Origin of the sequence: Tsukamurella ocularis, from assembly GCF_024807615.1 — a bacterium.
Lineage (GTDB): Bacteria > Actinomycetota > Actinomycetes > Mycobacteriales > Mycobacteriaceae > Tsukamurella > Tsukamurella ocularis.
Window position 1 is genome coordinate 1,206,038 of record NZ_JANUCJ010000001.1, and the last position, 19,631, is coordinate 1,225,668.

Annotated in this window: 19 protein-coding genes; 6 read left to right on the forward strand and 13 right to left on the reverse strand. The window is 69.6% G+C overall.

Annotation, left to right across the window (positions count from 1 at the left end; all coding sequences use genetic code 11):
- Positions 1-18 precede the first annotated feature (18 nt).
- On the reverse strand, positions 19-540 hold the full coding sequence (locus HNP44_RS05920) for a DUF937 domain-containing protein (protein ID WP_259142131.1): 522 nt from the start codon (positions 538-540) through the stop codon (positions 19-21).
- Positions 541-738: 198 nt separating this feature from the next.
- Between HNP44_RS05920 and HNP44_RS05925 the strand changes: the two genes are divergently transcribed.
- Positions 739-879, forward strand: a complete 141-nt coding sequence (locus tag HNP44_RS05925; protein ID WP_259142129.1) for a hypothetical protein — start codon at positions 739-741, stop codon at positions 877-879.
- Here the strand turns inward: HNP44_RS05925 and HNP44_RS05930 are convergent.
- Entirely contained in the window at positions 842-1,702 is an 861-nt protein-coding gene (locus tag HNP44_RS05930) for an alpha/beta fold hydrolase (RefSeq protein ID WP_259142127.1), read from the reverse strand. The genes HNP44_RS05925 and HNP44_RS05930 overlap by 38 nt on opposite strands.
- A gap of 47 nt (positions 1,703-1,749) precedes the next feature.
- Here HNP44_RS05930 and HNP44_RS05935 point away from each other — a divergent pair, with 47 nt between their 5' ends.
- A complete protein-coding gene (locus tag HNP44_RS05935) occupies positions 1,750-2,571 on the forward strand; it encodes a hypothetical protein (RefSeq protein WP_259142126.1) in 822 nt (273 codons plus the stop codon).
- Between the two features lie 7 nt (positions 2,572-2,578).
- Entirely contained in the window at positions 2,579-2,797 is a 219-nt protein-coding gene (locus HNP44_RS05940) for an RNA-binding S4 domain-containing protein (RefSeq protein ID WP_259142125.1), read from the forward strand.
- Between the two features lie 4 nt (positions 2,798-2,801).
- On the opposite strand, the gene HNP44_RS05945 is transcribed toward HNP44_RS05940, so the two are convergent.
- From HNP44_RS05945 to HNP44_RS05955, 3 genes are all read right to left on the reverse strand, one after another.
- Positions 2,802-3,524, reverse strand: a complete 723-nt coding sequence (locus tag HNP44_RS05945; protein ID WP_259142124.1) for a MerR family transcriptional regulator — start codon at positions 3,522-3,524, stop codon at positions 2,802-2,804.
- Between the two features lie 64 nt (positions 3,525-3,588).
- Complete coding sequence (gene rraA / locus HNP44_RS05950; protein WP_259142123.1) at positions 3,589-4,080, reverse strand: ribonuclease E activity regulator RraA; 492 nt, start codon at positions 4,078-4,080, stop codon at positions 3,589-3,591.
- Positions 4,077-5,024 carry an endonuclease domain-containing protein gene (locus tag HNP44_RS05955; protein WP_259142122.1) on the reverse strand — a complete coding sequence of 316 codons (948 nt, stop codon included), beginning with the start codon at positions 5,022-5,024 and terminating at the stop codon, positions 4,077-4,079. Before HNP44_RS05955 ends, rraA begins: the two co-directional genes overlap by 4 nt.
- Positions 5,025-5,247: 223 nt before the next feature.
- Here HNP44_RS05955 and HNP44_RS05960 point away from each other — a divergent pair, with 223 nt between their 5' ends.
- Positions 5,248-6,798, forward strand: a complete 1,551-nt coding sequence (locus HNP44_RS05960; RefSeq protein WP_259142121.1) for a succinic semialdehyde dehydrogenase — start codon at positions 5,248-5,250, stop codon at positions 6,796-6,798.
- 70 nt (positions 6,799-6,868) lie between these two features.
- On the opposite strand, the gene HNP44_RS05965 is transcribed toward HNP44_RS05960, so the two are convergent.
- Positions 6,869-7,792: an SGNH/GDSL hydrolase family protein gene (locus tag HNP44_RS05965; protein WP_259142119.1), complete on the reverse strand. Its 924-nt coding sequence runs from the start codon at positions 7,790-7,792 to the stop codon at positions 6,869-6,871.
- 86 nt (positions 7,793-7,878) lie between these two features.
- On the opposite strand from HNP44_RS05965, the gene HNP44_RS05970 reads away from it, so the two are divergent.
- Positions 7,879-8,370, forward strand: coding sequence for a hypothetical protein (locus HNP44_RS05970; protein ID WP_259142117.1), 492 nt, complete (start codon positions 7,879-7,881; stop codon positions 8,368-8,370).
- A 12-nt stretch (positions 8,371-8,382) separates the two neighbouring features.
- On the opposite strand, the gene HNP44_RS05975 is transcribed toward HNP44_RS05970, so the two are convergent.
- Complete coding sequence (locus HNP44_RS05975) at positions 8,383-9,012, reverse strand: VC0807 family protein (protein ID WP_068526627.1); 630 nt, start codon at positions 9,010-9,012, stop codon at positions 8,383-8,385.
- A complete protein-coding gene (locus HNP44_RS05980; protein ID WP_259142116.1) occupies positions 9,009-9,869 on the reverse strand; it encodes a glycosyltransferase in 861 nt (286 codons plus the stop codon). Before HNP44_RS05980 ends, HNP44_RS05975 begins: the two co-directional genes overlap by 4 nt.
- Positions 9,870-10,023: 154 nt before the next feature.
- Here HNP44_RS05980 and HNP44_RS05985 point away from each other — a divergent pair, with 154 nt between their 5' ends.
- A complete protein-coding gene (locus tag HNP44_RS05985) occupies positions 10,024-10,584 on the forward strand; it encodes a M15 family metallopeptidase (protein WP_259142115.1) in 561 nt (186 codons plus the stop codon).
- Positions 10,585-10,596: 12 nt separating this feature from the next.
- On the opposite strand, the gene eccCa is transcribed toward HNP44_RS05985, so the two are convergent.
- The 5 genes from eccCa to HNP44_RS06010 all read right to left on the reverse strand — a co-directional run bounded on the left by eccCa (position 10,597) and on the right by HNP44_RS06010 (position 18,801).
- A complete protein-coding gene (gene eccCa, locus HNP44_RS05990; protein ID WP_259142114.1) occupies positions 10,597-14,763 on the reverse strand; it encodes a type VII secretion protein EccCa in 4,167 nt (1,388 codons plus the stop codon).
- 29 nt (positions 14,764-14,792) lie between these two features.
- Positions 14,793-15,326, reverse strand: a complete 534-nt coding sequence (locus HNP44_RS05995; RefSeq protein ID WP_259142113.1) for a hypothetical protein — start codon at positions 15,324-15,326, stop codon at positions 14,793-14,795.
- 500 nt (positions 15,327-15,826) lie between these two features.
- On the reverse strand, positions 15,827-17,185 hold the full coding sequence (locus HNP44_RS06000) for an EsaB/YukD family protein (protein ID WP_259142112.1): 1,359 nt from the start codon (positions 17,183-17,185) through the stop codon (positions 15,827-15,829).
- Between the two features lie 54 nt (positions 17,186-17,239).
- Positions 17,240-17,536, reverse strand: coding sequence for a hypothetical protein (locus HNP44_RS06005; RefSeq protein ID WP_259142111.1), 297 nt, complete (start codon positions 17,534-17,536; stop codon positions 17,240-17,242).
- Between the two features lie 47 nt (positions 17,537-17,583).
- Positions 17,584-18,801: a DUF4185 domain-containing protein gene (locus tag HNP44_RS06010; protein ID WP_259142110.1), complete on the reverse strand. Its 1,218-nt coding sequence runs from the start codon at positions 18,799-18,801 to the stop codon at positions 17,584-17,586.
- Positions 18,802-19,631: the final 830 nt, after the last annotated feature.

Below are 19,631 nucleotides of genomic sequence, written 5' to 3' on the forward strand. Positions count from 1 at the left end.
CCTTCGGGTGTTCGAGGATTACTTGCCCTTGAGCAGGCCGCCCAGGATGCTGCCCAGGACGTTGCCCGCGGCGTTGCCGCCTGCCTGCTGGTTGCCGCCGCCGAGCATGTTGCCCAGGATGCTGCCGAGCACGTCGCCGCCGCTCTGCTGCGGGGCCGGGGCCTGCTCCTGCTGCGGAGCGGCCGCGCCGCCGCTGGTCAGCTTCTTCATGACGAAACTGATCACGATGGGCGCGAGGATCGGGAGCAGCTGCTTGACCAGGCCGTCGGTGACGCCGGAGGACAGCGGCGCGGCGGCCGCGGCGGCCACGTCGTCGGTCTTCTCGCCGAACAGGCTGGAGACGATCTGCTGGCCGTCGCCGCTGTCGGCGGCCTGCGCGAGATCGGCCGGGGCCTCGGTGGTGTCCTGCGCCTGGAGGCCGGCGAGCAGGGTCGGCACCGTCTGGTTGACGGCCTCCGAGGCGACGTCCTCCGAGACGCCGAGCTGGGCGGCGATATCCGCGAGCGGGATGGACTTGATCAGGTCGTCGAGATCGGACACGGTTCTCCTTGGAGGATGTGTGAGGACGCAAATTGCTGCACGAACACCCACAGCGTAGCCGCGCGGTGCGCGGGCGCTCGCCGGAACCCGCATGTGAGGAGTGACACGCTTCGGGGGTGAGCGCTGGACCCGGGCGCGCGGGAGGAATACAGTATCTGTAACCAACCGTTCCGCATCGAGATCGCACCGGAGACACCCGTGAAGCTGCACCGTCGCACCACCCTGCTGGGCTCGAAGGCGATCTCTCGGTTGCGGAGCCGTCGCCTCGCGCGCACGCTCGCCGAGGACGGCGAGCGCCTCGTCACCGCGTCGGACCTGCGGGTTCTGCGGGTCGGATAGTCGCGTCCAGGATCAGCGCCGCCGTCTGTGCGGGCTGATCGACCATGGCCTGATGGCCACTCGGCGCGATCACCGCGAACCGCGCGTGCAGCACGTCCGCCAGCTCCCGCTGCTGCTCCAGCCAGTGTGTCGCCCACGGGGTGCGCCGCCCGGCGAACGCCGCGGCCACCGTGCATGGGGCGCCTGCCGGGAGCGTCCTCCGCTCCCGCAGATCGGCGAGCTCGCGCGCCAGCACGGGGTACCGGCCGTTCTCCAGGAACGCCGCGCGGAAGTACGCCTCGGAGGAGAGGATCTCCGCGTACTCCGGCGGCGGCGGGCCGGCGCCCAGCATTCGATGCACCAGCGGACCGAACAGGTTCATCCGTACCGCGGCCGCCGCGTCGGCCGACCGCAGGAGCGCGGCGTCACGCAGCTCGCCAGGCACCACCCAGCGGGGAGAGGTCTCGACGCTGCCGTCGAGGAGAACCGAGCCGGCTGTGCGGTGCGGGTGTTCGCGGGCGAACGCCTCGACGTAGAAGCTCGCCATCGAATGCCCCACCATCACCGCCGCGTCGATGTCCAGCGCGTCCAGCAACGCGCACAACCGGGTGACCTCGGAGTCCAGGGTGGGGAGGGCACCGTCGGGCCAGGGATCGGAGAGGCCGTATCCGGGCCGGTCCAGCCGGACGACGGTGCGGCTCGCGGTCAGGAGCTCCGTGACCGCGTCCCAGTCGAACCAGTTCCCAGCCAGGCCGGAGTTCAGCACGACGGGCGGCTCGGTCGCCGGGGCGATCGGCTCGTCGACCACCACGTGGGTGCGGGTACCCGCCAGATCGAGCAGCACACCGGCGAGGGTAGTACGGTCGGGGAATTCCGGCCCGGGGAGGAAACATGAGGTACGGAACTGCGGTCGCGCTCGTCACGCTCCTGGCGGTCGCAGCGTGCGAGACGAAGCCGATCGCTGCCGCCCCCGCTCCGTCGAGCAACGCGGCGGCGCCGTCGTCGACGGCGCGCAGCTACCCGGGGCTCTTCAACGAGTACTCGGGGACATTCCGGCCCGACCACTCCGACCTGGGCGGTCGAAGCAATGCCGCGCTGGCCGCGCTGTTGCCCGGGGCGGCCGATTTCCCGGGCGGGGCGGCACCGTCGACCAGCGTGGCGGACGAGGACGGCGCGGGGCTCGGTCTGCACGGCCAGACCGACGGTGAGACCCGGCCCGCGCAATGCCTGTACACCCCTTTCGGCAAGTCCTTCTCCCGCAGCCCGGACGGGTCCGATTGGAATCTGTACTACGCAGCGTCCACCACCTCGCAGCGCGACGACGCCTCCATCACGGTCTCCATCGAACGCGAACGGGAGGGCGCCGATGTCTTCGCGCTCACCGCGGCGTGGATCGCGGGCTGTCGGACGTATCAGCGGGCGTTCCCCAGTTTCGCGGCGCCGTCGAACAGGAACCGCGGCGTGACCGACACCTTCGGTCCCGGTGCGATGGTCTTCGGTCTCCCGTCGTACGTCTACACCTCGGAATCTGTAGACCTCGCGGATGATTCGTCCGCGGAGCCCCCGATGTCGAAGCTCGTCAAGGAGCGCCGAATCCTGCTGGCGAGGGTGCGGTCGGTCGTGGTCGTGGTCGAGGGCGCCGGGGCCGCTGCTCCCGCGGCACTCGACCGGCTGCTCGCGGCGACGGTCGAGCGGGCGCGCGGTGCGGCATGATGGTCGCGTGAGTGAGGCGATCGATGTGACCATCTCCGACGATGTGATCCGGCTGGGGCAGTTTCTCAAGCTGGCGGGTCTCATCGACTCGGGGGCCGAGGCCAAGGCGGTGATCGCCGAGGGCGAGGTGGCGGTGAACGGCGAGGTCGACCTGCGTCGTGGCCGGCAGCTCGCGGTGGGTGATGTGGTGGAGGTTTTCGGGCGGTCCGCCCGCGTCGCGCGCTGAGCCGTCAGTCCTCGCGCGCGGCTGCGACCGTGACCCGAGTGAGCACCTGCAGCTGCGCCGGGTTGTACAGCTCCGTCAGCGCGGCGAGGATCACCCGCTGCGCGGAGCGTTGATCGTGCCCGCCCTCGTCGGACCAGACGCCCAGGTCAGGGAAGTCCTCGACCTGATGCAGGACGTCGGGGACGAGGCGCGCGACGAGGTCGGCGATCGTGGCCTCGTCCGCGTCGGCGCGGAGGTTGTCGAAGTCGTCGGCCGCGTCGGTCCGGCTGTACGCGGTGAGCATGCGCGCGTACTCCTCGGCCCGGGCCGGTCCGACGAGCTGTGCGAGGACGGCGCTGAACTTGCGGTCCGCGGGGGAGAGGTTCCGGGCCGTCGCCGCCGCGGACAGCTCGGGCGGCAGGTCCGACGGTGCCGTTGACGTGCGCAGCACACGCAGTTCCTCGCGGATCGCCTGCAGCCGTTCGATGTCGGCGTACAGCTTGGCGTCGAGCTCGGCGGCTGCGGCGTCGTCCACGCCGTCCGCGTCCATCGCGGCGATCTGCGCGAGGCTGAAGCCCAGCCTTGTCATGCGGCGGATCCAGACCAGCCGCACCAGGTGCTCGACGCCGTAGGTCTTGTAGCCGTTGGACCGTCGCGCCGGTTCGTCCAGCAGCCCGACGTCGTGGTAGTGCCGCACGGTACGCAGGCTGGTTCCCGCCAGCTCTGCGACCTCGCGCGTGCTCCACATGATTGTTACCGGAGGACGCTGCCGTCGCGGCGCTGGAGGAGGGTGGCTCCGGGGGCGAGGTGCGTCACCGGAGGACGATGCCGTCCTCATCGCTGAAAAGAATGTCGCCCGGGTTGAACGTCACGCCGCCGAAGGTGAGCGGGATGTCGCGCTGGCCCTCGGCGGTCTTCGTGGACTTGCGCGGGTTGGTGCCGAGCGCCTTGACGCCGATGTCCAGCGTGCCGATCACGGCGGCGTCGCGGACCGCGCCGTAGGCCACGATGCCGGCCCAGCCGTTGCCGCGGCCCAACTCGGCGATGAGGTCGCCGACCAGCGCGGTGTGCAGCGAGGGGATGCCGTTCTCGTCGGAGCCGTCGATGACCAGCACGCGGCCCTCGCCCGGCTCGCCCAGGATCGACTTGAGCAGCGCGTTGTCCTGGAAGCACTTCACCGTGACGACCTCGCCGGCGAACTGCTTGCGGCCGCCGAACTGCCGGAACTGCGTGTCGCAGCTGCGCACGTCGGGGCCGATCTCGTCGACCAGGTCCGCGGTGGGGGTGAACTGCACGTTGTTCATGGTCGCCAGAGTATCCGGCTGGGAGAATCGGCGGATTTCGAGGTGGCGATCGATATCTGCGGCGCCGCGCCAAGATCGGCTGATTCCACGACGCGCACGGGTCCGCGATGGCGGCCGGTGCGCACGATGTCGAGGATCTCGGCGTAGATCGCCGGCCAGTTGCCGATCACCTCCGAGTAGTCGATCCGCATCACTCGGTAATCGCCGCGCATCGCGGCGCGATCACGTCGGTTGTCCTCCAGGCGTCGCGGCCCAGTGTGGCGTGCGGTGCTGTCGCACTCGATGATGAGCCTGTCGCCGACCAAGAGGTCCACGCGCCCGATGCCAGGAATCTCCACCTGGCTGCGGACCGTGATCCGGGCGTACTGCAGGCGGAATCGGACCAGAGATTCCGTTCCGGAACCTGCGAGTGGGTCCACGAAGTCCAGCAGGCGGAGAACCTGCTGCGACCTGCTGTCGAAGATCTCGCGGAGATCGCCGGCGGTGTAGCGATCGCCCACGCGTCGGAGCGTCGAGTCGAGAACCGCGACGAATTCGTCGGCGTCCAGGCAGTGCGCGGCACACCGGAGCGCGTCGGGGAGGGGATCGACGGCGCGGATCGGCGAACTCATCGGATGTCCGGCGTCGCAGTCCTGGTGCGCGGCCGTACGGCGGTGGCGTGCCCGCCGCACATGCGTCTTGGTCCGGTGCGGCGGGACCCACACGCCGGGGTGCAGTCGCAGCGCCGAGACGCAGGTGAGGACCGCGCCGCTCTTGACCGCTGCCACGACGACCGCGTCGGCGTCGGGGAGTCGATACCACCCGGGCCGGATCGCCACGATGTCGCCGGTACGTCGCAGACGCTCGATCGCCGCCGCATCGACGCCCGCCGCCAGCGCGCGCCGGCGGGAGACGACACCGCCGTCAGGAGCGGCCAGCGCCTGCAGGATCTCGTTGGTGTGCATGGCTCGATCATCGGCGGACTGTGGCCGATGCCCGGGCCAACGGACGGGGATCTGTGGAGGAAAGAGGTTTCATAACCTCACCTGTGGAGAAGAGCCTCGGAGAATCAGCGGATTGCCAGCTCAGAATGCATATCTTCGGCCCCGACGTGGATTCGGCCGATTCTCCGACCGCCGCCGCAGACCTTCTATTGAGTGCGCATCAACAAGCGGGTAATCTGGCGTCATGCCAGCACCTACCCAGGCCACGTTCGACCGTCTTCGCGCCCTCTCGGCGATCGACCACCCGGAGCAGCGCGAGGCGCGCGACGTCCTCGAGGCGTTCTCCGGCGAGAAGGTCACCACGATCCCCGTGGGCACCGTGGAGGACGTGGAGAAGGCCTTCGAGCGGGCCCGCCTCGCGCAGAAGCAGTGGGCGGCGCGCAGCGCCAAGGACCGCGCGGCCGTGCTGCTGACGTTCGCGGACCTGGTGAACGATCACCGCGCCGAGCTCATGGACATGGTGCAGCTGGAGACCGGCAAGGCCCGTCAATACGCCCAGGAGGAGTCGCTGGACGTCGCGATGACGGCCCGCTGGTACGGCAAGAACGCGCCGAAGATCCTGGCGGAGAAGAGCACCGACGGCATGCTGCCGGTGTTCACCAAGACCCGGGTGCGCTACCAGCCGAAGGGCGTCGTCGGCGTGATCGCGCCGTGGAACTACCCCATCACGCTCGCCGTCTCCGACGGTGTCGCCGCGCTGGCCGCCGGCAACGCCGTCGTGCTCAAGCCCGATTCGCAGACCCCGTACTGCGCCCTGGCGGCCGTCGAGTTGCTGTACCGCGCCGGTCTGCCGCGCGACCTGTTCGCCGTGGTCCCCGGCCCCGGTGGCATTGTGGGCACCGCGATCGTCGAGCGCGCTGACTACCTCATGTTCACCGGCTCCTCCGCCACCGGCGCCACGCTCGCTGAGCAGTGCGGCAAGCGCCTCATCGGCTTCTCCGCCGAGCTGGGCGGCAAGAACCCGATGGTGGTCACCAAGGACGCCGACATCGCGCACACGGCCGATGGTGCCGCCCGCGCCGCGTTCTCGAACTCGGGGCAGCTGTGCATCTCGATCGAGCGGATCTACGTGGAGCGGGCGATCGCCGACGAGTTCGCCCGCGCCTTCGCCGAACGCACCGCCGCGCTCGCACTGGGCGCCGGTTACGACTTCGAGAACGAGATGGGCTCGCTCGCGTCGAAGTCGCAGATCGATACCGTCGCCGCGCACGTCGACGACGCCGTTGCCAAGGGCGCGACGGTGCTCGCCGGCGGCAAGGCCCGCCCCGACCTCGGCCCGTTCTTCTATGAGCCGACCGTCCTCAAGGACGTGCCGGAGGAGGCTGTCTGCTTCAAGTCGGAGACCTTCGGTCCGCTGGTCTCGATCTACCCCGTCGACTCCATCGACGAGGCCGTCGAAAAGGCCAACGACACCGAGTACGGCCTCAACGCCAGCGTTTTCGCGGGCACGACGAAGCAGGCGCAGGCGATCGCGGAGCGGATCAACGCCGGCACCGTCAACATCAACGAGGGCTACGCCGCCGCGTGGGGCTCCACCGCCGCGCCGATGGGCGGCATGGGCATCTCGGGCGTCGGCCGTCGCCACGGCACCGAGGGCCTGCTGAAGTACTGCGAGTCGAAGACCATCGCGGAGCAGCGGATCATCGGCATCGGGGGCATCAAGGGCGTGCCGCGCAACGTCTTCCTGAACGTCGTCCCGTCGGCGATCAAGGCGCTCAAGCTGATCGGCCGCTAGCCGGCGCATGGCGATGGCCCCCTCCGCGCGGAGAGGGCCATCGTCGTTTTCGAGTCCGCCGCGGCGGCGGCTACAGGCGCGGGCCTGACGCCCGCACGGCGGCGGTGACCGCGGTGGCGACCGCCTCTCCCTCCTCGGGGAAGGGGTGCAGCGCGGCGGCGCGGGGCACCTCGTCGACGCCGTTGATCCACGGTCGCGCGCTGCACAGCTCGTGGCCCTTCGACGGTGCCTCCATGTCGACGTACTCGGCGCGGGCGTTCACGGCGGCCCGCCGGACGGCTCCGTTGAGCCGCTCTGTGAGAATGCTGCGCATCCACGGGATCGAGGCGGAGCGGAAGGGCGCGATCGTGGTGCAGGTCCGGTCGCCGGCGAACACGGCGGGGTAGCCCACCACGAGGATCCGCGTCCGTGGCGAGCGCTCGCGGACGGCGCGGATGATGCGCTCGTTGGCCGCGGTGATCTTCGCCAGACGGGAGGTGACGGCACCGTCGGACAGGCGGGCCGGGCGGGTGCGCTGATCGGCGGTGCAGCGGACCGAGGCCGATCGCGGTGTCACCGCGCAGGATTCGATGATGCTCGAGTAGAGGTCGCCGTCGTTGCCGCCGAGGGAGACGGTGACGAGCTTCGTGGCGGGGGTGATCCCGTCGAGCTGCGGCGCGGCGTCGTAGTAGCCGGTCTTCGCGGAGCCGGCGTGCTGGCTCGCGAAGGCGTCCCGCGTCTTGGCGCCGCCGCAGGTGTTGTCCCGCAGCGCGTCCGGGGCGAGGCCCAGCGACGCGGCCACCAGCTTCGGGTAGTTGAGCGTGGACCGCCCGCACGCGCGCTCCTGCAGCGAGGCGCCGACGGTGGCGTCGGCGGGGAGGGAGGAGTAGGAATCGCCGAGCGCGACGTAGCTGGGGGCGGGGGCCGCGTGCGTCGGCGCGGCGCCGACCACGGCCGTCGTGGCGAGCACCGCCGCGCCGAGCAGGGACAGGGACGGGCGGGCGCGCATCGACATGCCGCCACTGTATTGCGCGCGGCCGCGGCCCGCAGCCCGTCGAAAACCGGTTGCGGCGACCCGGGCGTGCGACGCACCCTGGGGGCATGGAGGTCACGTTCGTCAAGCGCAGGAATGGGTACGACGTGCGGATCGTGCGCGATAAGGGCCCGGAGCTGGCGCCCCGCGGCGGCCCGGGCGGCCGGCCGCCGGTGCCGCACGACGCGGCGCACCTCATCGTCGAATCCGAGGCGGGCCTGCGCGGCGGGGTGTTCGGGCGGATCGCCGACGCGAACGGGCTCGACGGGCTGTTCTGGCCCGCCGACCCGGGAGAGCGCCGCAAGGCGTCCCGCCGCAAGCGGCAGCCGTCGACCGCGCAATCCGCGGACATGGCGCGCTCGGAGTACCTCGCCTCGCTGACCGCAGCGCTGTGGGAGGTGGAGCGCGGGCACCGGAAGCCGGAGCCCTTGTGGCCCGGTGCCCTCGAGGACGCGGACATCGACCCCGCCCTGTGCGAGCGGATCTTCGCCCGCTACGACGACGTCGCCCCGCGCTGGGCGGCGCTCCCCGACGGGGGCGAGCTCACACTGCGCTGGTGACTGCGCCCGGCCTCAGGCCGGGCGGGGGTCCACCGGACGACGGAGTTCCGCGCGCAGGGGCCGGTCCGCCAGCTTGATGACGAGCAGGGCCAGCGGGACGAGCACGAAGCCGATCACCGGCCCGACCAGGACCACGGTGTCGATCGGGTAGTGCAACGCGAGGTACAGGCCGGCCGACGATCCGGTGACCGCGGTGACGGCGCAGACCACGCTCATCCACCGGATCCGGCTGCGGAACCGTGGAGACTCATCCAGGCAGCGGTCCCACGCCGTCGGTTCCACCTTGAGCGCCTTGACGTACATCGGCCCGAGGATGCTCGCCACGAGCGGCCTGCGGGTGAACGCCGAGACGAGGAAGTACGCCGCCGCGAAGAAGCCGTCGATGGACTGTGCCGCAAGGGCGATCCGCGGCTCCCCGGTGACGAGCGACGGTATGAGGGCCACCGCGAGGATCGCGGTCGTGAACAACTCCAGCTGCCCGACCTGGCGCGTGACGAGCATCCGCCAGGTCACGATCACCAGCCCCGTGACGATGCCGAGCACGACGCCGGTCAGCTGCGAGAGGCCGCCCAGACGGGTGGCGCTGAAGTAGGCGATCACGGGGAGGAGCCCGCCCAGGATCGCCGGAGGTGGTCGCTTCACGGTCGCTCTCGTTCCGTCCCGGTGCTGCGGAAGACCTTCCACAGCGCGAAACCGCCGTCGCCGGTGCCGCGCAGGACGGCGAGTCGCGCCGCGTGGAAGCCGACGGTCAGCGGGAGCGCCGCCGTCAGCCATGCGGCTGTTCCGCGCCGTCCGTGGATCCAGAACGTGCGGGGCAGGTACGCGGCGTAGGTCGCGTAGCTGCCGACGCCGGTGTAGAAGCGGCGCGGCGAGACCTCCACCACGACGTCCCGGATCAGCGCGCACTCCCCGCCCGCGTCCTGAACACAGAGGGCGATGTCGACGTCCTCGAAGACGTCTCTGCGCATCGCGACGTGCGGCCGAATGCGGCGCCACGTCTCAGCGCGGAAGGCCATGCTCGGCCCGAAGCAGTAGCTCACCCGTTGCGCGCGTTTCTCGTTGCGCCCGAAAGGGTCGTTCCACTTGTTCAGGGCGGATTGGAATCGCCGGCCGGGGAGCCCGCGGAACTCCCCGAGGGTGGAGACGACGTCGAAGCCGCGGCCGTCGTCGGAGTCGAAGAACGTGCGCAGGCGCCGTGCCCATCCCGGAGCGACGACGGTGTCCGCGTCGATCCGGGCGATCACCGATGAGGTGGCGGCGTCGAGCCCCGCGTTGCGGGCCCACACCAGGCCCTGCCGGGTCTCGCGGATCAACTTCACGACGGGGTTCGCCGCGGCGGTGGCCTCCACCAGGGCGACGGTGCGGTCTGTCGAGTTGTTGTCGACCACGATGATCTCGTCGATCTCGGAGCCCTCGGCGAGAAGTCGCTCGAGGCATTCCTCGATGACCTCGTCCTCGTTGTAGGCGGGAACGACAACGGTCAATGTGCTCTCTGCCATGGCGAAACGCTACGTCCGCCTCTGGGCCGTCGCAGTGCGGCGACCGGTGAGACTACTCACAGGCCGCCGGCGCTGTGGCGTTTGAAACACAATCGGGACGGGACGGCGGACCGTCGGCGACGGTACCGGGACCTGAGCGGCCCATCGTGAGTGCATGGCTCATGTACTCACGAAATCAGCTGCCGCGCTGGTCGTCCTCGTCGCGGTGGCCGCGATGATCGCGGCGTGTTCGGAGACGCTCCCGGGGGTACCGGGCGGAGCGGAGACGGGCACCGTCGGGCAGCTGGGAGAGGCCGACGGGGTGGTGCTGGACCGGGTAGCGGTGGATGCGGTTGTGCCGGCGGTGACCAGGCTCGACCCGAAGTTGCGCAGGGCGATCCGGTCGGCGGCACGTGCAGCAGCCCAGGAGGGCGTCGCGATGCACCTCACGTCGGGGTGGCGGTCGAAGCGGTATCAACAGTACCTCTACGACGATGCCGTGCGGCGTGACGGCGCGGAGGAGGCTGCGCGCCTGGTCGCGACCCCGTCGACCTCCGAGCACGTGACGGGCGATGCGGTGGACGTGGGGCCGACGGAGGCCGCCTACTGGATGGACCGCTACTCGGAGCGGTTCGAGTTGTGCCGCACGTACGCGAACGAGGTGTGGCACTACGAGCTGCGGGCCGGGCGGGCGTGCCCGGAGATGGTGTCGGACGCCTCGGCGCGGCAGCGATGAGTGGATGACCGGTCAGTCGGCCTCGAGGAGCAGGGTCTGGGCGTGGACGGGTGCGGAATGGGGCCGGATGATGCGAACGCGGCCGACCGGCTGATGGGTGAGATGGACGCCGGGCGCCAGGCTGCCTTCCTGGCGGTCGCCGGAGAACAGCACCATGGTGGCGTTGTGCTCGCGGATTCCGCCGACGACGCTGTCGTACAGCGCGCGGCTGATGCCCGCTGACCGGCGGGCGACCACCAGATGCAGTCCGATGTCGGCGGCGTAGGGAAGGTACGGGATCAGCGGGGCCAGCGGATTGTTCGAGGCGCCGGATGCGAGCAGGTCGTAGTCGTCCACGATGAGGTAGATGTGCGGTCCCGTGAACGGTGCCGCCTGCTGTTGCAGGTCCTCCGGCGGGAGTCGCCGTTGCAGTTCTTCTGCGATGCCCGCCGCAAGGGCTCCGGCCGCGGGCGGCGAGCCCGCGTATCCGCCCAGATAGTCGTCCGCGACGAAGCCCTGCAGTGTTCGCCGGGGATCGAAGAGGCCGATGACCAGTTGCTCGTCGGTGTGGGTCGAGACGAGCTCCTCGACGATCACGCGGAGGAGATTCGTTTTCCCTGAACGGGATTCGCCGATGACGAGCAGATGCTGATCGGTCGTCGTCGGATCGAGGACGAGCGGGGCGAGGTCGGTCTCGTTGATGCCGACGAGGAGCGGCTCGCGTTCGGGGAAGCCGGAGCGGAAGCCTCGATAGGCGAGCGCGTCGGGGAGGGTGGGAACCGGCGGCATGGCCTGCCCGGCGGCACGTTGCCGCGCCACGTTAACGACCTCGTCGAAGCCCGAGTCGGAGGAGAGGCGGGGTAGGGCGATCTGAGCCTGCGCGCCCAGGGGTTCCGTCGTGATGACACGGCCGGGTTGATCGGCGCGGATCAGCGCGTTCTGTGCGCGGCCGATCGTCGAATCGAGTGGATCGTTGAGGCGATGCTCGATCTTGGTGCCGATCACTGCCTGCATCGACATCCGGAGGTCGGCCCATCGTCCACCGACGATGACGACATGGATACCGAGCGCGAGACCACGGTTGCCGATGTCCTGGACGACGTCGACGAGGTCCTCGTGGTTCTCCTTGAAGGACGCCCAGCCGTCGATCGCCAAGACGATGTCGGCCGTCACGATCTCGGGGAACTGCTCGCCACTCGCGATGCGCGCCCGGAGGTCGGCGATACCCTGGATTCGTCGCGACGCGAAGAACTGTTCGCGGGAATCCAGACTGCCGTGCAGATCCGCCACGATCCGGCGCGCGAGGTCGCCGTCGTAGCGCGTCGCGACACTTCCGGTGTTGGGCAGACGCTCGAGGTCCGCGAGCGCCGTTCCGTTCGCGTCGATGACGTGGAATCCGAGTGTCGCCGGCGGGTGGCTGATCGCGCCGGCGACGACGATGGACCGCAGCGTGGTCGTCTTGCCGGTCTGCGGGGCGCCCGAGATGTAGACGTTGCCCGACGTTCCCCGGAAGTCGACGGTGAGTGGCGACTGACGTTGCCGTTTGGGCTCGTCGGCGAGACCGATCGCGACTGCGAGGCCGTCCACGGAGTGGTTCGAGCCTGCGCTGACCTGGTCGAGGGGTAGGGCTGGCGGGAGCGGGGGCAGCCAGATGCGGCGGGACTGGAGGGCGGGCGCATCGAGGGCGTCGAGGATGACGTCGAGGGTCGTCGTGTCGGTCGGGGCGAGCGTGGGTGCTGCGGACGCATGGCGGCCGTGACCCTCCGCGGCTGGCGAGAACTCGAAGCGGGACACCTCCGGCGCGGCTTCGCTCTGCACACGCTCGACGCTGGGCCGGTACGGGCCGGAGACGAACGCGGCCTTGAACCTCGTGAAGACGTCGGGGTCGACCTTGAGAATCGCCGAACCCGGCACGGCGGGAAGGGTATGCGCGTCCGACACGCCGAGTGCTGTCCGGGACTCCTGTGCCGTGAACGTCCGCAGTCCGATCCGGTACGAGAGATGCGACTCGAGACCGCGGAGCCGGCCCTCCTCGAGACGCTGAGTGGACAGGAGGAGGTGGACGCCGATCGAGCGGCCGATCCGCCCGATCTGTACGAAGAGATCGATGAAGTCGGGCTTGGCCGAGAGGATCTCACCGAACTCGTCGATGACAACGAACAGCGCGGGGAGAGGTGGCAGCTGCTCCGCAGTGGGATCGGCGAGGCGGATCCGCCGCAGGCGTTGGTATTCGGTGACGTTCGGCAGGTTGCCGGCATCGGCGAGGACGCGCTGACGTCGCTGGAGCTCACCGAGAAGGGCGTCGTGCAGGCGATCGACCAACCCGAGATCGTCGGCGAGGTTGTCGACCGAGGCGCTGGTGTGGGGAAGGCGCTCGAAGCCGGCGAACGCGGCCCCGCCCTTGTAGTCGACGAGGACGAACGACAGGAGATCCGGCGGGTGCGCTATGGCCATGGAGGTGAGGAGCGTTCGAAGGAGTTCGGATTTGCCGGATCCCGTGGCGCCGACGCAGAGGCCGTGCGGCCCCATCCCGTTCTGACCGGATTCTTTGATGTCGAGGCGGACCGGCGCGCCGGCTGCATCCGCGCCGATCGGAACGTTGAGGTGATCGCCGAGCGACCTCGGCGTGCTCCACAGTGCTGCCGGGTCGAGATCTGCGGGATCACTGATGTCGTGCAGGGACGGAAGATCGAAGGTGGCTTCGAGGGCACTCGACGGGATCGGATCCGCGACGAGGCGCAGGGGTGCGAGTCGCCTGGCGCAGACGGTGGCCAGCTCGAGGGTCCAGGCATCGACGGTCCCGCGGTCCGTCCCCAGGATGAGACGCTTCACCCATCCCGGTCCGCTGTCGAGGTCGATCCCATTGATCGATGCCGCGGAGATCCTGCCGTCGTCGCCGTCGTATGCCGATCGCGAGCTCCGCACGGCGGTGGCGGACTCCGTGGTGTCCGCATCACCGTCGGCATCCGAGTCGTCGCCGCCGAGAAGCCTGGTCAGGACGCCCGTCAGGTCGGTCACATCCACCTCGCCCGACGGGGAGACGCGAACGCGGGTGTCGACGTGTCCCGGCTCATCGACGCGGCGCAGTGTCTCGGTCACGAAGCAGATCCCGAGCTGCTCGGGAGAGACTCCCGGAGGGAGCAGGTCGGCCGGATCGGTACCCGCCCCCAGGCCACTGCCGATGCGGGCGGCTTCGGTCATGATGACGACGAGGGTCGGGCCGTCCCACGCGGACTCCGAACGCGACCGGTGGCCCCGGTCGCTGAGAGCAGTGATGCGCGCGGAGATGAGTTCGACGAGCCGCGTCCGCATCTCGGCCGGATCGGTGGTGACGCGGCGGGCGGGGAAGGGACCGTCGAAGCGCCCCGGGTCGGCCGCGTGCGGAAGCCATTTCATCCAGTCGAATCGGCCTGCCCCGGTGACGGGGTCGGGCGGTGTGCCGATGTCATCGGGCGTGGCGCACAGCATGATCTGAAGATCGGCCGGAGCATGAAGAGCGGCAGCGCCGAGCACCAGGGCCGTGATCGTCCGTCCGGTCTCATGCCCCTCGCCCAGCACCGAGACCGTGCCGCGCAGCAGGACGGCGACCGGTACTCCGATGACCGACTCCGCGCGTTGCAGGAGCCTGTCGGCATGCGCCGCCGCGACCGGATCGGGTGGCGCGGCGGAGCCGGAAGGGCCGGGAAGGGTGACGGAACGCGCTATCGGGCCGATGCCCTCACCGATGCGGACCACGAGGAAGTCGATGTCGCCGCGGCGTCGTTCGAACAGGCGGAGACGGTTGACCGCGATCTGCGGTAGGGCTTCGGGCGCGGGGTGGCGCCATGCCATCGCGGCACGGTAGTCGAGGATGTCCTGGTCGATACCCACACGGAGTCGCCCGATGTAGTCGACGTACCCGAGGCGGGCCTCACGCGCTTCTCGGCGGCTGCCCGTGCGGGCGAAGATCACGCTGGCGATCGCGGCGAGCACCATGGAGGCGATGATCGCGACGCCGGCGAGCATCCGGATCGGGTTGTTGCCGGAGAACAGCATCGCCCCGGCGCCGATCGCCGCGCCGAGCGGGAGCACCGCGCGCACGACGGTCGATATTCCGCCCGCGCCACGAGCAGTGGCGGGGACGGCAGGGATGTCGAGGGGGGCGACGTTCAGCTCGGGACCACGCCCGCGGGCGGGCCGGCGGAAAATGGTGACCGACATGGAGGTTCGATTCTGCCGCGGGTGGCGCTTCAGTCGGTGAACGACTTGGCTTGGAAGTTGACGGCCTCGATGAACTTAGGATCGGGGTTGTACGAGGCGACGGCCTTCTGCCAGCCCTCGGGTGTCGACATGTCGGCGCCGGCGCCGCAGAGCAGGCGCCCGAGGGTCAGGGCGGCATCGTCGAGATTGTCGGGATTCGGTGGCGTGCTCGTGTCGGAGCTCGCGGTGATGGCCCACTGCTCCCACACGGTGGGGGCGAACAGAAGTGGGCCCATGAGAAGGTCCGCGGAAGCGTCGCCGTCGTAGAATCCGCCGTCCGTGTCCTTCGCCGTCGGCTTCTGCGCTTCGCGGAAGGACGGTTGGACGACGGCGTCGTCCCCGAGACGGTGACTCCGGGAAGTCCCGTGATCGGAGGTGATGCGCCCGATGGCCGCCAGTGTGGCCCAGCCGAGTTGGCAGCGCGGTGCGTTCTTCCCCATCACCAGGGCGGCCCAGGAGTAGGACTCCAGCGCCGTCGTCGGGGTGAGATAGGGGCCACTGTGAATGGCCGCCCATTTAGCCATTGCTGCCGCCGCTCGCGGTGCAGACGGGGTGCTGGAGGCCGAGGAGGCGGGCACGTCGGGTGTTCGCGTCAGGCGCGCTGAACATCCGGAAAGCAGGACGATCACGGTAACGGCGATCGCGGCGCCGCGGACGATAGCGAAACGGCGTTGGAACGAACGCCGGTGTGGCGCGCGGGCTGTCGATTTCGTCACGGAGTGGCCTCTCGGGGTCGTGCACGCGATACCGTTGCGGAATGCAGGTCGACGATCAGGTAGCGGGATCCGCGCGTCAGCAGGCGCAGCGGGTGCACTGGGAACGGTCGGAACGACAGAGGATTCTGCAGGCGCATTCGCTCCGTACGAAATTGACCACCGCTGCGGTCCTGAACGGAAAGCTCCCCCCGCGGTCGACGGCATCGGTCGTGATGCTCGTGCTGTGGTCCGTCGCGATCGCGGCGATCGCCGCGGCGGCGGTGCTGGCGGGAGTGTGGATCGCCGGCTGGATGGGTACGAAGTCACCATCAGCGCCCCAGGTCGGTACCAAGTATGTACTGGTAAATGCCCTGAGCCCAGAACAACATGGGAATCAGCCCCAGTAGGACGAGCGCATCGATGACGTTCCAGAGCTGGGCCAGGCGTGCGCCGGTGACGGTGGGGAGCTCGAAATAGCCGAGGAACAGGATGATCACGCCGAGGAGTAGGGCGATGACCATGGTCGCGGCCGCGGTGATGAACGGAGCCGACTCCCCGATGCGCTGACCGATCAGTGCGACGGGCACGATGAACGCACTCGTCACTGCGACGCCGATGATCGGCGCGACGTGCCGGACCTCTGAGAAGCTTCGACTTCGTAGGAGGAAGGCCAGCCCGATGTAGGCGCCGAACGCCGCCTGCTCCCAAACGCCGGTGATCGCCAGTACGAGAACGGCTCCCACGGCGCTCGCGCAGCATGCCCACACGATCCCGTCGAGGAGGTCAGTGGCGACGACTGCCCGCCGTACGATCTCGGGGCGACCGGGGCGGTCACGCCCGGCCTCATACGAGGCGGCGGGAGACTCCTCTTCGGTGCGGGCCACGACGCCGCCCAGTCCCGACCACGCCACCGAGAGCCGTCCCGCGCAGGCGAGGCCGATGATGAGGACCGGAGAGATCCATGCCGCGAGCGCGGTCGCGTTGACTCCCAAGCGGATCGCGATCACGGCGGCGATTGCGAATCCGCCGGCGATCGACGACGAAGCGACGATCGCCCACCGGGCCGGTGACAGGACGAAGGTCGTGATGGCGATTCCGCACAGGCCGCCGCCGACGGTGGCGAGGGCTACCTGTGGCCACGGGGACGCGTGGAACACCGCCGCCGACGCGGCGGCGAAGCAGATCGGAGTGATCCAGACGAGGTGACGGGCCGGCTCCGGAGCTGCGTAGGTGGCGAGGATGAATGCGCCCATCGCAGCGGCGCACGCGCCGGCGACGAGGCCCCCCGTGACGGCGAAGGCCACGGCCGCGACGACGACCAGCATTCCCGCGTAGCCCACGACGACGGAATGCCGGGCGCTGCCGGTCCACATCCGACGGTCGTCCTCGACGTAGTCGGCGACCACGTCGATCGCGGAGAAGATCTCCGGTGCGGCGATCTCGCTCGCGGCGGGCACGATGTAGAGCATGTCCCCGTCGACGACGGCGTAGTCGCTGAGCTTCCCGTGCGCGGCGAGGGGACCGGCCGCCACCGATGCGAACTGCCATCCGGTCTCGTCGGACGGATCGAGACCGAGAACGGCGGCGACCTGGTCGACGACCTCGGCGACAGGGCGTCCGAGCGGCGCGGTCACGTCGGCGGCGTTCTCCTCGGGGCCGACGACGGTGACCCGGACGAACTCAGCCACGGAACGTTCCCGACCCGGTGGACGCGAGGTGTGCGCCGTTGGACGCGTGTCCGGTCACGCCTGCACGCGGTTGAACAGCGCCTTGCCGGCGATGTCCGACGCCGACGCTCGCGCGGCGATACCGTCGGCGGCGCGGCCGAACTCAGCGATGTTCGCGATCAGCTGTTGGGTGAAGACCCCGCCGACCTCGGCATGACCGGCCATGGCTGCGTTGACCGCCGCACCTGCTTCCGACCCTGCGCCGGCGACGGAGGGGCGTGCCGGGGCCGACAGCGACGCGGATACCACCCGCAGGCTGCTGCTCGCGTCGAGCAGGTCGTCGAGTGGGAACTGGGAGAACGAGGAGGTCATCGGATTCGGCCCTTCCGGTCGGATGGAGTCATGCGCAGCAGGATCGGTCAGGAACCGGACCGCGCCGTCGCGGTGGACGACGAGGGTGCGGGCTTGCCGGTGTTGGGAGGTAGTTGGCTGGTCGGCCCGGTGGGCGCCCCTTGCGCCGGCCCGGGAGGGAGGAAGGGCGCGTTCGGGAGCGGACTCTGGCCCACATCCGGGACCGGGATCGACGGGACCTGCGCTCCACCGGGGAGGGTGACGGGGGCCAACTGCGCCGGTGGCTTGGGATTCTGCTTGGTGACGTTCGTGTGCATCAGGTACGTGTTGTACGAATTGAACTGAGACACGACGAAGTACAGATCGTTGCCCGAGGAACCGGGGAGGACTCGCGGTGCGTAGAGGCTGGGATAGTCGGTGCCCGAGGCGATGATCTCGGGATCCGACCACGGGCCGAGCGCCGACGCGGACTGGCGCATCACGATGGCATTGCGCACCATGTCCGTATTGACCATCACGAACCGCTGAACGCCGGGATGATAAGCGACGTTGAAGTCGCCGAGCGCACCCCAGGCGAGGGGGGACGGGGCGGTCTTCTCCGCGGCGGAGAACTGTCCGCCGTTCCACACCTGGTACTTGGACGAGTCGAGGACGTCCTTGGTCTTGGTCTTCGACACGAAGACGCCGCCGATGCGGCCGGGCGGGCTCCCGTACAGGTAGACCTCGTCGCCGACGACGACGGCGGAGGTCATCTGGAATGCGGTGTTCCGCTCCGAGTTGCGCCAGACGGCCTTCGGGGCCTTGAACCATGTGGAGCCACCGTCGTCCGAGTAGGCGATGCCCGAGTAGTTCGATACCCACTGCCCGGAGGAGGGGCCCCAGTTGCGAATGGAGGTGTAGGTCAGGAAGGTGCGGTCACCGATCGCGAAACCGGAGGTCGGAATGACGGTCTCCTCGGCGCCCTTCGCCTTCGCGCTCTGGAGAATCTCCTTGGCGTGGCCCGCGCGGTCCGAGATGAACGACGTGATCTTCATGCCCGCCGAGGGATTGGAGACGTCGGCGACCGCGAGCGAATTGGACCTCCAGTCGAATCCGGTCGGCCCCGTGGTCCCGGTCCAACCGACGCCGGGGCTCTGCTGCCCGGTGCCGCCGCCGGAACCCTCCGAGGAGTTGCCCGAGCCGCTGCTACCGGAACCGGAACCGGAACCCTGCTGGCCGCCGGCGCGGATGTTGATCAACGGGATGTCGGGCACGGGGATCTTGACCGCGGAGGGAATGATCGGCACGTTCAATCCGCTACCGTCAACCAGCGGCGGAGTCGTGGCCTGCTCCCCGGTCGCGCGCGGGCCGCCGAAGGTATCGCCGAACGCGACGAGGGTTCGTCCCCGCGAGTCCGCGAACGGCACGGCCCAGGCCGCGCCGGCGACGCCCCAGTTCTTATCGGTGTGAGAATACGACTGGGCGCCAGTGATCTTCGAGACGAAGGCGTTCGTTACCGATCGACCCTGCGGGAGGGCGGGCTGTCCGGCCCCGGGAGGTTCGGCGGCCGGTGCGGCCGGCTTCGCGGGTCCACCCGGCCCGCCGGGACCGTTCGGTGCGGCTGCGACGACGGGGAGCCCCGGAACCCCGGGAGCGGGGGGCACGGCGTAGGGAAATGAACCCTGGGCACTGACCTGAGAGGGCTGCGCGCCCGCTGCCACCGTCTGAGAGGGTGCTGAGGAGGTCGAGCACGCTGCGACGGTGCACACCGCCATGGACCCGACCGCAGCGGCACGCACTCGCGAGAGGAGCACGGACGTACCCCGAGATCGGTTGTGACGTACTGCATGTTTCGCCACGGCGTGCTCCCCGCTGGTTCTGGGTCCGCTGGAGTGCCGCCCCAGCAAACCTGAGATTTTCATATGGATCGCGGCGACCTTATCGCGCGGAATCAGCTCTCGCTAGTTGATGTGACGAAGCGTACGTCCGTTGCGGTATCTCTTGCGGACGCACTTAACCGGCTATAAGGTTCTGCCCAAATCCAACCCCCGTCGCTCCTGCTGCCGGGGGACTCTCCTGGAGGGGCACGACAGGCTTATGGGTACTCGTTTCTCAGTTGCCAATCATGCGGTGACTA

Excerpts from the sequence above, each read along its gene's own strand:
- rraA (WP_259142123.1), bottom strand. The coding sequence starts at position 4,080 with ATGAACAACGTGCAGTTCACCCCCACCGCGGACCTGGTCGACGAGATC.
- HNP44_RS05985 (WP_259142115.1), top strand. The coding sequence starts at position 10,024 with ATGGCTCATGTACTCACGAAATCAGCTGCCGCGCTGGTCGTCCTCGTC.
- eccCa (WP_259142114.1), bottom strand. The coding sequence starts at position 14,763 with ATGTCGGTCACCATTTTCCGCCGGCCCGCCCGCGGGCGTGGTCCCGAG.
- HNP44_RS06005 (WP_259142111.1), bottom strand. The coding sequence starts at position 17,536 with ATGACCTCCTCGTTCTCCCAGTTCCCACTCGACGACCTGCTCGACGCG.
- HNP44_RS05970 (WP_259142117.1), top strand. The coding sequence starts at position 7,879 with ATGGAGGTCACGTTCGTCAAGCGCAGGAATGGGTACGACGTGCGGATC.
- HNP44_RS05960 (WP_259142121.1), top strand. The coding sequence starts at position 5,248 with ATGCCAGCACCTACCCAGGCCACGTTCGACCGTCTTCGCGCCCTCTCG.
- HNP44_RS05995 (WP_259142113.1), bottom strand. The coding sequence starts at position 15,326 with ATGGCTAAATGGGCGGCCATTCACAGTGGCCCCTATCTCACCCCGACG.
- HNP44_RS05935 (WP_259142126.1), top strand. The coding sequence starts at position 1,750 with ATGAGGTACGGAACTGCGGTCGCGCTCGTCACGCTCCTGGCGGTCGCA.
- HNP44_RS05980 (WP_259142116.1), bottom strand. The coding sequence starts at position 9,869 with ATGGCAGAGAGCACATTGACCGTTGTCGTTCCCGCCTACAACGAGGAC.
- HNP44_RS05945 (WP_259142124.1), bottom strand. The coding sequence starts at position 3,524 with ATGTGGAGCACGCGCGAGGTCGCAGAGCTGGCGGGAACCAGCCTGCGT.
- HNP44_RS05955 (WP_259142122.1), bottom strand. The coding sequence starts at position 5,024 with ATGCACACCAACGAGATCCTGCAGGCGCTGGCCGCTCCTGACGGCGGT.
- HNP44_RS05965 (WP_259142119.1), bottom strand. The coding sequence starts at position 7,792 with ATGTCGATGCGCGCCCGCCCGTCCCTGTCCCTGCTCGGCGCGGCGGTG.